The organism is Phosphitispora sp. TUW77 (genome assembly GCF_048453025.1).
In the GTDB taxonomy this organism is placed as follows: Bacteria; Bacillota; Thermincolia; order Thermincolales; family UBA2595; genus Phosphitispora.
Map to the genome: position 1 here is coordinate 2,431,957 of NZ_CP156677.1, position 12,822 is coordinate 2,444,778.

The 12,822-nt window shown below is 32.6% G+C and carries 11 protein-coding genes; all 11 read right to left on the reverse strand.

From position 1 onward, the window contains the following. Window positions 1-193: 193 nt before the first annotated feature. Window positions 194-682, reverse strand: a complete 489-nt coding sequence (locus tag ABFY19_RS11745; RefSeq protein WP_418790832.1) for a hypothetical protein — start codon at window positions 680-682, stop codon at window positions 194-196. Between the two features lie 195 nt (window positions 683-877). Then, complete coding sequence (locus tag ABFY19_RS11750; protein WP_418790834.1) at window positions 878-2,296, reverse strand: hypothetical protein; 1,419 nt, start codon at window positions 2,294-2,296, stop codon at window positions 878-880. A gap of 823 nt (window positions 2,297-3,119) precedes the next feature. Beyond that, on the reverse strand, window positions 3,120-4,007 hold the full coding sequence (locus tag ABFY19_RS11755) for a glycosyltransferase family 2 protein (protein ID WP_418790835.1): 888 nt from the start codon (window positions 4,005-4,007) through the stop codon (window positions 3,120-3,122). Window positions 4,008-4,116: 109 nt separating this feature from the next. Then, window positions 4,117-4,734 carry a hypothetical protein gene (locus tag ABFY19_RS11760; protein ID WP_418790836.1) on the reverse strand — a complete coding sequence of 206 codons (618 nt, stop codon included), beginning with the start codon at window positions 4,732-4,734 and terminating at the stop codon, window positions 4,117-4,119. Next, window positions 4,703-6,166, reverse strand: coding sequence for a hypothetical protein (locus tag ABFY19_RS11765; RefSeq protein ID WP_418790837.1), 1,464 nt, complete (start codon window positions 6,164-6,166; stop codon window positions 4,703-4,705). The genes ABFY19_RS11760 and ABFY19_RS11765 overlap by 32 nt, the downstream gene beginning before the upstream one ends. A gap of 13 nt (window positions 6,167-6,179) precedes the next feature. After that, on the reverse strand, window positions 6,180-7,295 hold the full coding sequence (locus tag ABFY19_RS11770) for a glycosyltransferase family 4 protein (RefSeq protein WP_418790838.1): 1,116 nt from the start codon (window positions 7,293-7,295) through the stop codon (window positions 6,180-6,182). A 49-nt stretch (window positions 7,296-7,344) separates the two neighbouring features. Beyond that, the gene (locus ABFY19_RS11775) at window positions 7,345-8,442 is read right to left on the reverse strand and encodes an O-antigen ligase family protein (protein ID WP_418790839.1); all 1,098 of its coding nucleotides are present in this window, start codon (window positions 8,440-8,442) and stop codon (window positions 7,345-7,347) included. A 235-nt stretch (window positions 8,443-8,677) separates the two neighbouring features. Beyond that, window positions 8,678-9,778, reverse strand: a complete 1,101-nt coding sequence (locus ABFY19_RS11780) for a glycosyltransferase family 4 protein (protein ID WP_418790840.1) — start codon at window positions 9,776-9,778, stop codon at window positions 8,678-8,680. Between the two features lie 101 nt (window positions 9,779-9,879). Then, the gene (locus ABFY19_RS11785; RefSeq protein WP_418790841.1) at window positions 9,880-10,506 is read right to left on the reverse strand and encodes a sugar transferase; all 627 of its coding nucleotides are present in this window, start codon (window positions 10,504-10,506) and stop codon (window positions 9,880-9,882) included. Between the two features lie 318 nt (window positions 10,507-10,824). Then, window positions 10,825-12,273 (reverse strand): DEAD/DEAH box helicase, encoded by a 1,449-nt coding sequence (locus tag ABFY19_RS11790; protein WP_418790842.1) that lies wholly within the window; start codon window positions 12,271-12,273, stop codon window positions 10,825-10,827. A 152-nt stretch (window positions 12,274-12,425) separates the two neighbouring features. Beyond that, a complete protein-coding gene (locus ABFY19_RS11795) occupies window positions 12,426-12,623 on the reverse strand; it encodes a cold shock domain-containing protein (protein WP_418790843.1) in 198 nt (65 codons plus the stop codon). Window positions 12,624-12,822 lie beyond the last annotated feature (199 nt).

Below are 12,822 nucleotides of genomic sequence, written 5' to 3' on the forward strand. Positions count from 1 at the left end.
ATTAATTGTATTTTCTACATTTGCTTGGTTTTTCCTGCAGAAATTTGTAATTTTTTTGGAGAAGATGTGTAATGTAAGCAGTTAGTATATAAAAATAAGTGCGTTCCCTAGCTTAGGAATAGCTATCTTGACAAAAACCAGCATAAGCTCTAACTGCCGGTGGATGTAAATGTCCATTTATTTTACACTCTCTTTATTTTATCATTCCCTGTACAAAAACTCTTTGATTACTGTTAACATTTCTATATACCACTGCGTTTGGACCAACTTTCACATTATCTCCAAGGACACAAGAAATAATTTTTGCGCCCGCAGATATATAGCAATTATTCCCAATGACAATTTTTTGTTCATTTAATGGCAAAAATTCATTTATCCCAATAGTTACTTGATGATAAATTGATACGTCATTTCCTATAATTGCTTTAGCTGAAATTATAACACCCTCACCGATATGAAGTAACCTGATGTTTGAACCTATTTGTGCCTTATAAGAAATTTGACAATTTATGTTCATTATCATCTTTAATACTTCCCAAATAAAATTAATTAACCTAACTAGGACTTTCCCAAGCAAATTGTCAAATTTATAATATATAGTACTTATTAATCTATAAAAAAATAAAATTACACCTGATCTAAAACTATTAACTTTAAAGTCCTGAATCACATTTTTAATCATTATCATCATCCACCATTTTTGAAAATATCGTTAACCCTAATATATCACGGCATATTCTAAAGGTTATGATCTTTATCAGCATTTACCTTTGATGTAGAATTAAACGTAAGCCACATTATGCAATCATGATTCTTCTACGCTTTTCTAACACCAAATCACAAAGTTACTCCCGTTGAAACCTCTCAAAAACACTATCTATGCTTTCATTAAGGATTTTATATTTTTATGTGTTTGATAGATATCATTTCTTTTTAATAAAAGATAGACACCATATGAAAATGTATATATAAAGATAGTAGTCCACGAATTAATAAACCACCCACTAATCATAAAAATTATAGTTAACAGCGACTCAAAAACGATATCCTTTATTACATTAACCTGCAATAGTTTTGAGAGAAGTACTTCAGCTAAAATAGAGCGAAAAGCTAATAAAACGACAATTGAAAGTATTACAAAGTTTAAATTTTTTAATATAGCTACCGTAATAAACGTCGTAACTACACTAGATATTAATGAAAAAACATTAACTTTCAACATTAGTACTTCTTTCCTTAAGGTCTTAAAATAAGTATTTATTAAAAGAACCATCTTCCCTTCATAAATAAACACCGGAAAGACTAAAGCCATATATAAAATACTTTCGGAATATTCCGGCAGCCACACCGATAAAACATTATTTATTGGATAATAAATAATAAGCATACCTAGCAAGCCTATCATTAAAAAGTCTCTCATTGTTGAATAAATATCGGATAAATTTTCCTCTTTAGTACGTCTTAAAATCGGAAACATTATAATTCCAATCGCATTTAAAAATATCATTATAAATTTTGAGATACTAATTGTTAACGATATTTTTCCAAAAGTTGCAACGTCCCATGAGCGTTCAATCCCAAATCTTACCGTACCAACAATTAACATACTGGCAATATTTGCAAACATTAGTTTAATTCCTGCTTTAATATTATCAAATGTTTCTCTAAAGCTAAAGTAAAATAATGTAATTTTTTGAGCGACCAAGTCTCTGCAAACATACATTGAATAAATAAGCGAAATTATTTTACCTATTAAATCAGCAGCAATCATTAATTTATACTCTCGGATTCCGAATAATAAAAATATAATTATTAAGATAAAATAAATATATCGTCCAATTACAGTAATTAAAGCGTAATCTTTTATTCTATTAGTTGCTTGTAGAATAAATAATGGCATTGCTCTTACACCCATAAAAACAGTATTAACCGCTACCATTATAAAAATAAATAATCGTTCAGCATTCTCAGAATAAAGAATTGATATAGAAACCATGATACAAGCAATAATAACCTGAGAAAATGTCAGCATCCAAAACTGTGAAAAAAAAAGTTTTTTATCTAGAATTTGATATTTAACGCCACCGTATCTTAGATATATTCCATCATTCCAACCAAATTGCATAAACCCTACATAAGAGGAGTAGAACATATATATTTGCCAATATCCGTATTCTTGCACACCTATCAATTTAGGAATTATTAATACTACTAAAGTCGAGATTAAAAGCGATATGAAATTGGATGATAATGCATATGAAAAGTTCTTTATAAAAACTATTGCTTTATTATTCATCCTCTTGTCTCCCGCAATTATTTATAAATTTGATATTAAGTACTTCATAATCCATATCAGTATACAATATTTTTACAAAGTATCTTTCCATAAGAAAAAAGGAAGAGTTTTTTAGTCAATTCACTGAATAAGGTATGCTCCCCTTCAAGAACTGAAATCCAAATTTTAAAGCTGGTATAGAGTTTCTAATAGAGAAGCTCCCTTCATAGGGCTTACAGTTATCCGAGGACAGTATCAGAGGTTGTAACGGCACACTTCGTTGTTTAGCTAAAATCCCGCGCCGGACCTAATGCTTGCGTTTTTCGCTGATTCTTTAAGACAAATCTCCCACGCAATAATTTTTCGACTAAATAAATCTAGAATCAGGTATACGTAAAAATAGGCTTACGTGATGGCTTCTTACTTCGGTCCCGATGGTACCGCATGTAGTGATTCTTCAAAATCCTATAGAAAGTTGATTCAGCAGTAAAATAGATACCCTGGGTCTGCAAAGATAGGTACAATCTGACTAGGAGGCAGGCTTTGGAATTCCGGCTCGTTAAGTATTGTTATAATTGCTTTAATCTCTTCCTCACTCAGTTTGTTTCGAGGACCCGGATGGCCGGCAAAAGGGCGTTGATTCTCAAACGGGGGCACCTTACTCCGCCCACGCTGGGGGTTCATTATACAAAGCTGGCCAGATAATCAACGGGTTCCTTGCTTTCTTAGAAATCCGGAAGATATGTGGCGGCTTTGTTCCTACGAAACATAGATTCTCGCTTATAATTTTCTATGCTGATTTGCAGTACCATAAATCCATTTGTAAGCTGTATTACGGATTCAATCAAGAACCAGTTGTTTCACTATTATTTTGTAACGTTTTCACAATAGTTAGGATTCTTTTTCCTATATAGACAATAATAACGTTAATATACGTCAGTGTTTTAATTAAAAACATAAATTTTACAATTCTATTTTTCTTGATAACATAGAAATAATTCTCTTTTCTATTAATTAACTGTTTAAAACTAGGATTCTTTTTATTGCCTGACTTACCATGTAAATGATAGATTGACGTCCTATCATAAATTAAATTAATCTTTCCAGCAGAATACGCTCTATAGCAAATATCTAAATCTTCACTATACATAAAAATGTCCTTATCAAAGCCCCCTAATAATTCAAATAAACTTTTGTCACAAATCATAAAAGACCCTGATAACCAATCAACCTCAAAAATCCCTTTGTCATCATAATTGTTTAATCTAATTTTCTTAATAAATTTAAAATTCCATAATAATAACCGAAGTTTAATTTCATTCATCAAACTTGGAAAGTTATAACCAATGGATTGAATGCTACCATCTTCATTTAATATTTTACAACTTAAGAATCCCATTTGACTATTCGCTTCACTTATGTCAAGCAATGAATAGAAATCTGTTTCATAAGCTATTGTGTCACTATTAATAAAAATAAGATATTTCCCGTTTGCAGCTTTTGAACCAATGTTGTTGGCTTTTCCAAAACCCAAATTCTCTTTATTTTTTATTAACATTACTTGAGGAAAATTTGCTTCTATAAATTCCTGGCTCCCATCTTTTGAAGCATTATCAACAACAATAATTTCATGTTCTATATATTTTAAATGCTTATTATCAATAAGTGATTGTATACAATCTGCAGTTATTCTTTTTGTATTGTAATTCACAATTATAAACGAATATATCATTTTTCTTTACTCCTAATAAGTTTATAAAATTTATTTTAACCCATATTAATAAATAATGAGAATCCTTAAATTCTCAATTAACTATAATACCATATAGGAATTCGATAAATTAACTTTTATTATATCCAACAGCAGTTAAGCACTCAATCGTTCTTTTTAGAGCTTCTCTTCCTCTTTGAATTTGGTCCTTATCATTATAATTTAATCGTATAGGAATATTTCTATTTATGGCACGCTCTACGAGAATGTTCTCTTCAACGTCAATAAAATGTACTTTTTTTGAAAGAACTTTATCTTTAATCAATTCGCGCGAATCAAACATTCTAGTGCTACTAAAATTAATTGACCAAATTGCTTGAAATAATCCTTGATCCCACACATAAATACATTCTTGATTGTTTTTATACATCTCATATAAATAGACAACTAAAAACCAATTGGTAATAACCGTAAAAAAGTCACTCCATTTTTTTTGTTTTGATGCTAAAATAATCTTACTGTCTCTAATAGATTGTTTTGGAAAATTGATAAAATAAAGTGATAAGCATTTCATTTTATAAATTTGTCTTATAATTTTTGATTTAGGTAAGGCTTCATTAACGTTAACGACCTCACTATTGTTAAGCACCATTTCCCGCAATAATGTAGTCTTACCTGAGGCTGGCATGCCAATAATTTCAATGAAGTTATTTTTGCTATAATATTCGTGAGATTCTAGTGTAAACATCTTCAATTACCTCTTCTAATGGTTTTGTTGCATCAATAACCTCTATATGATATGAAGGAATATCAATATCACTGATAATTTTGACTTTACGTTCAATTATGAATGGATTCTCATTAGGTTTACGCTTCTTTGCCGTATCAGAATCAACTACCATCTTAATTAATAAATCCGGTTTGAAAACTGTTGCTTTTTTGTAAATATTAAACTCCCAATGTGCAATTTTTCTCTTAAATCTATTCTCACTGTCAATCCAAGTATATAACAAAGGACCATCATTGATTCCAGCAACTTGTATTTGAGGATAGCGGTCACAAATTACTGTCATCCCTCTGGATTTAGCTTTCCAAATGCGCTTTAGCTTGCTTTGCTTTTCAATAGCTAAAGATACAGCCCATAACACTTTTGAGGCAGACAATTTTCTTAATTGATCCTCTTTATGCGCTTCATTATGTATACTTAACTTGATATTTCCTTTAATAATTTTTTTAAAAAGTTGTAATGGCGCCCTTAAAAAAGAGCTTTTACCATCCCCACTCCCCAAGTATTCATAATAAATGTCAATTTTTTTTGCTAAGCTCTTTTGAAGAATAGTGATTACTGTAGATTTTCCAGCACCATCTGAACCAATAAATGCTATTATTATTCCGCCAGTAGGATTAATTCTTCTATATGGCACAGGAAAATATAATTTTTGACAAATATAGTTGATAATCATTTTAGATCTAGTAAAAAGATATTTAAAGCCTGTTATTCTTTCTGTTTTGTATGGTTTATAATTTTTTCTTATTGCTTTAATCAGGTTTAATGTATCAAAACTTTTTTTATTATCTTTCAAAAATCTCATAAATATATCAATAAAGTCGGCTTCATTTTTAATCAATAACCCTTGAATAACTTTGTCTATTCCATCAGAACTTATACGACCTTCTAACCAATTTGATTCTTTTATAAAATCATTACTAATGCGCCTGCCTTTTACAAGAAACTTAATAGGGCTAGTTTTTAAAGCATAACGAATCCAAAGAACTATTAACTCTTGAGAAGGGTTCATAATTTTGACTGGGTAATTATTATCACCTATTGATTTTTCAAATATTGTATCCTCTATTGGAATTAAGTACTCTTTAAAATACTTCCTGCCAACCACAAATCGATTATGTAAATGAATATGAAGAATCTTTTTTGACTCACTATCCAATTTAATATAGTCGAAAATTGATATGTAGCTTTGCTTCCCAACTGCCTGATATAAAGAAAACCCCTCATTTTCTATAATATGTACAAAACGTTTATGATCATCTGGATGTACCATTATATCTAAATCAGTATCTCCGTTTAATGCAGCACTTATATGTTCATTACTCTTCCAATGCAAATATTTAATATTCTCAGCATTAGATTTATCAAATATATTTTCAAGCACATACAACATGGCTTCCTCCTGCTTATGATGAATATACTATTAATCGATATAACTCTAAATACTTTTCTACACTTACAGATAAATCATACCTCTCACGTAATTTATTAATATCCATATTCTTTTTTTTTTCATGTATAACTATATCGTTCATGCATTTTTGAATCTCCTCAATATTATATGGATCAAAAGTTAATATATCTTCATTCTCAAATAATTCCATAAAAACTTGAATTCGAGAGATCATCGCAGGTACCCCTAAAACCAATGCCTCCATCAATGCATTGCAAAAACCTTCATGGAATGATGCCATAATGAACGCATCAAATCGGTGCAACAAACTGTATACATAATCTTTTGGCAGTAAACCAGTCATAACAACATGTTTTTTCAATAATTCACTTGATTGAATTAAATATTTTATTTTACTTTTTTCCGGACCATCGCCAACCAATAATAATCGATACTTTTTTTCTTTAGGCGCACTTTTCAAAAATCTTTCAAATGCTTCCAATACATTCTCGTGATTTTTGACTTTCACAAAACGTCCAACTAAGCCAAAAAGAAATTCATCATAACTAATTTCAAATTGTTGCATAACTATATCAGATTTTTCACTTTTCGCATTTTGAATGACCTTACTGTCCACCCCATTGTAGATGACTGTTCTTGGAATGTTTTTAATTTTTTTCTTTTGCCAAGATTTTAATCCATCTAGCGTAGACTGTGAGTTTCCAACAATTGCATCACAATATTTTAATGTATACCCTATTATTAAATTCTGACATAGTGAAAAGCTATTATGATTTGCATGCACAGTATGAATAATTATTGAACTTTTGTTGTCTTTGGCAACCCAACGAGCCCATGCTCCAGACAAAGTTTGATGAGTATGAATTACCTCATATTGACTTTTTTTGATGTTATCATGAAGTTTTAATAATCCTAAAATAATATTTTTCTGTCCATCGCAGGCAATAATATTACATTTGGGTGCAACAACTTTAGCAATTCCTTCTGCGGATTTTAAAGAATCGTACAATGAAATCACTGTAATTTCAGCATCATGAGAAATTTTATTGGCCATTTCTAATGGTATTGATGTATGTGTTAATTTGTTTAGTACATATAAAATTCTCACGTTTGTCCTCCTTTTATTAACTCACTAATCACTGGTTTCGATTCAAATGTCATAAAACATTCATGTTTTCACACTTTTTTCTACGTTTATAGCTATCATTATCAAAATAAAAAATTATTATAAGAAGCCACAAAAAAGGATGGTAGAATGTTGATATTACAGAAAAATGAAGTATTCCTGCAATGAAACTGAATAGATATATGTTTCTTGACTCATTCTTTGATTTCATAAGTCTTATAAAAATAAGAACAAGAAATATTAAAACTGGTAATATTCCGATTAATCCAGTTTCAACTGTTAAAAACATGTACCAATTAGTTGAACTTCCGTATCCTGAAAGAGTAGTACTACCTAATCCACTTCCAAATATTGGTTTATCTTTAATGCTATCGAGCCCGCGTTCCCAACGAGAAAGTCTATCACTCACTGAGCCAACTTGAGTATTTAATGACATCTTGCTTAAAATTGGATTAATAAACGCTTCAAATTTATTAATTATTTCTAGATTAAATGCCAAAGTTATCATTATAAATAGTAAAATAGGTATCAGGTTAATTACCCTTTTCAATCTAATTTTTTTTCTACTAATTCGATGCAAATTAAGAAGACTTACAATCAAAAACGATAGAATAAAAAATACAATACCCGCTGATGAAAATGTAGTTATAAATGCTACTGTGACTATAATTGATAATATTAATTTCTTATATTTCTTAATTCTTTCCTTTTTCCATAGGTACCATAATCCAATGGGGCCTAATGTATTAAAATAAAAAGCTGCAACTCCTGGTTCTGTTGCAAACCCATAAGACCGAGGAAATATCCCTCCGTAAATAGCAGTATTCATTCTACTCCGAGGTAAAAAATCTTGAATGTTTATCCCTAAATAATAGTTTAAGCTAAATTCTAAAATAATAAATATCCCAAGAAAAATTATAGCAATCATGTTAACTTTTAAGAGCTCATTAATGTTTATATTTTTATATATAGCTCCCTTTAAAATAAGATATTCAAATATAAAAATCAAAAAATACGCACCAATATAATTGACTGTTTTAGCGTTTGGGTTTATAAATCCCGAAAAAATCAATGAAGCAATGAATATTAAAACAAACAAATCCTCGCCCTTATAGGTCAGTTTAGACACTTTAGCATTCCTTAGTATCTGTAAAAAAAACAGAAAAGAAATACATAAAGTTAGAACTACATGTAACGGGAACCATTCACCCAAAGAGAACACATCTGTCCAACTAATTGTAAATATATATATTAGTATTAAAATGTATAAAACTCTATTTATCATAAAATTTCCTGCTGACTTTGTAAACTATTTGAATAAAATTTCCTGTTATATATAATGATTACATTCAAATGCTCTTTTTTTAAATTTCCTTCAAATAAGCATCTATTACTATTTGGCGATCAAACTCTCTCTGAACTTTCTTTCTTCCGGCTAATCCCATCTGTTTCTTAGCTTTATAATCTAGCTCTAAAAATTTCTTCACCTTGACAGTTAAGTCTGTTGCACTACCAGTTTCAAACAAGTATCCTGTTACACCATCATCAATCACATCTTTTGAGCCATTTATTTTAGATGCTATACACACTCTTCCCATAGCCGCTGACTCTAATAAAACATTAGGTACTCCTTCTCCGCCATGAGATGGCAAAATTGTACAATGGCATTTTTCTAACCACGGCTTTATATCTTTTTGAAATCCGATGTAATTAATAATACCTTTAGAATGATACTCATCAATAATAGGCTTGTAGCTCACTTCCTCAATAAATCCGGCTACATGAAACTTTGTATTTGAATAACTTTCCTTAATGGTCTTAGCAGTCTGAAGATATTGATCCATGCCTTTTAACTCCATAACTCTACCAATATAAATAAAGTTAATAATATGATCTGCAGGCAACTCGCATACAGCATACTGCTCTAGATTAACTCCAGAACCAGGAAGTATATCATAATTACCATTCACCATTTTATTGACAACAAAGTAATCCTTATCCCCATTATTTTGAAAGAATACCTTGTGTGACCTTTTCAATGAGATCCGGTATAGAATTCTTGCTATAACACTAATTAGATTCTTTTTTAAAAAAATACCCCCAGTTCCTGTTATATTGCTAATTTGCTTATGTTTAGTTAAATTAGAAGCTATACAACCGTAAATATTAGGCTTAATAGTATAAGAAAAAATAATATCAGGTTTAATCACTTTCATTATTTTTATATAATTAACAATTAGTCCAAAGTCACGAATAGGGTTAATTCCTCTGCGATCCATTGGAGTCTCTATAATTTTGCATCCCAAATCACTAAAGAAGGTGTCTTCATTTGCTTTTGGCATTGAGATAAAGACATCATTTCCTTCATCAACCAACCGCTGAATTAATTCTTTTCTGAAGTAATATAGTGTTATAAAATGATTCGATAAAATCAATATCCGTTTCCCCATGTTTGTCTTCACCATACTATCTTAGGAGATATTCCTTCACTTTCCTGTCCGGTATGACCCGTAATCCCTGTAACTAATAGCATTTGTACACCTCTATTGTTCTATTGCCACCCAACTTATGCTACCTCTTTGGCACTTGTCATCTTTTCCCTTCCTATCCCACCTTCAACAACCCCATCACACTTTACAACACTTACAATAGTCCCAAAGAAACACTTCACATCCATCCCAAAACTCAGCTTCTGCACATACTCTCCATCCAACTTCGCCTTAACTGAAATAGACAGCTCATCCCTGCCATTGATCTGCGCCCATCCGGTGAGTCCGGGCATAATATTATTAGCCCCGTATTTATCTCTCTCTATCATCAAATCATATTGATTCCAAAGAGCAGGCCTAGGCCCAACAATACTCATTTCACCTTTAAAAATATTAATAATCTGTGGCAGCTCATCTAAACTTGTCCTTCTAAGAAATCTTCCGCTCTTCGTTATAAACATATCCGGATTTTTCAACATGTGAGTTGGTATCTCACTTGGAGTGTCTGTTCTCATAGTTCTAAACTTCAGCATATTAAACAGCTCCTTATTTTTTCCCACTCGCTTTTGTCTAAAGAAGACCGGCCCTTTTGAATCTAACTTAATAACTATGGCTGTTACCAGAAAAACTGGCCAGAATATAAGCATCGCTGTTAAAGAAAAAATAAAGTCTATAGCTCTCTTAGCTGTTGGGTAAAGTTTCATGGAACCACCCCTTCTAAGTTTTTGCTGCAGTCTTAATTCACACCAATCAACGTTACTTATTTCTCCTTCAAAAAGCTCAAAAGCCCTGAAATGTTTTCACTTCAGGACTCCATTTCGAATAATTACCACTTATTATGATACTTTGACTGCTTTTTACAAAATAAATATTTTTTACTAAATTCCAATTCGCTATTCCCCAAAAAATTCCTTCCTATTTTGACAAAAAACCTCAAACTTTGGCAAAATTTCTTAATTTGTGGACATCAAAACCCAGCGTTTCTCGCGAATCGCTGGGTTTTTGATTCCTGCTTTATTTACTTACGAAATTTTCTTTGTCCTCTTGGGTCTTTTACTATGAGACCTGGAGCTCCTGTTCCTTTCGCCTCTGGCATAAGATGCTTTTGGGCCGCGCCTATCATCGCGCTTATCATATGACTGCTTCTTTTGCCGCAGCGGAACCGGTTCCGTTAGGGTAACCGGTGTGGCATCAGGTTCTTTTGACAAAAGTTTCAAGGCCGCAGATAATAAAGTAACAGAATCATTATCTTCAAGAAGACTTTCTGCCAGCTCCTTATATGGACGGATACCGCCCTGATCAATAGTGTGCTTCAACTTATTAACTGCCAATTGCTGCTGGCTTTCTAGGGCTTCATTCACAGTAGGAATAGGCTTGCGCACTATTCTCCTTTTTGTGATTTGCTCAATTAACCTTAAATGGTTCATCTCTCTGGGAGTTACAAAGGTAACAGCTATACCGCTTTTACCGGCTCTCCCGGTTCGCCCAATCCGGTGGACATAACTCTCCGGGTCCTGAGGTATATCAAAGTTATAGACATGGGTAATATCCGTGATATCCAGCCCTCTGGCAGCCACATCGGTGGCCACAAGTATTTCTGTAACACTTTTCTTGAAATTACGGATTACACTGTCCCGCTTCCCCTGGTTGAGGTCACCATGAATCCCTTCAGCGGAATAACCCCGTTTGTTAAGCCCTTCGGAAATCTCATCCACCCTTTTTTTAGTCCGGCCAAATATGATAACCCGCTGGGACGACTGAATATCAAGCAAACGGCAGAGCACATCAAATTTTTGTTTTTCCTGAACCTCAATGTAATTTTGCTCCGTGTTTGGCACAGTTACTTCCTTAGTCTCTATACTGACATGTTTTGGGTTAATCATAAACTGCCGGGCTAAGTTCTCAATTGCTTTAGGCATTGTGGCTGAAAAGAGCAATGTCTGCCGCTCTTTGGGAACTTCCTTCAGGATTGTTTCAATATCCTCTATAAACCCCATATTCAGCATCTCATCTGCTTCATCAAGAACCACCATAGATACATTCTGTAGTCTGATGGTTTTCCTTCTCATGTGATCCATCAGTCGCCCCGGTGTCCCCACAATTATCTGTGGCCTGTTTTTCAGTGCCCTAATCTGGCGGGTAATATCCTGCCCTCCATAAATCGGCAGAGCACGAACACCTTTATGCTGACCGATTTTATTGATTTCCTCAGCTACCTGAATAGCCAGTTCCCTCGTAGGTGCAACCACAAGCCCGTTTATATGCTGATTTTCGATATCTGCCTTCTCCACCAATGGAATCCCAAAGGCTGCTGTTTTACCTGTCCCGGTTTGAGCCTGACCAATAATGTCTCTGCCGGTCAGGGCAGGTACGATTGTTTGTTCCTGAATGGGTGTTGTTGTTTCAAAGCCCATTTCTGTTATAGCCTGGGTAATCGTCTGACTTAACCCCAGCTCGTAAAATGTACGCAATATTTAATACCTCTTTTCTTTTTTACTATAATTTACAATTTTACTTAAAGATATTTATTTTTCCTGCAATATTTATTTCTTCCTGCAGCAAAAAACAAGGACATTTCCCTTTAACCAGGAAAATGCCCTTCCTTGTCTAATTTGATATAATCTTACAGACCAACTACATTAGCTGCTTGTAAGCCGCGGTTGCCTTCAACTACGTCAAATTCTACATCCTGGCCTTCATTCAGAGTTTTGAAACCATCACTCTGAATTGCAGAGAAGTGAACAAAAACGTCGCCACCCTCGTTACTTTCAATAAAGCCAAAACCTTTTTCTGCATTAAACCATTTTACTTTACCTTGCATTTGTTATTGCCTCCTTTTAATAGATTGAATCAAAAAGCAGAATACCCAAAGACTTTTTGTCAAACCATTCAGGAGACCAAAATCATTCAAGTTAAATACTACTTCTTAACACTAAATAATAATATATCATAAACATTCTGGTATTGCAAGCATTTTATCTCATCTTCGGCTTACCCTTACTTCAACCTGTCCAGGGCGG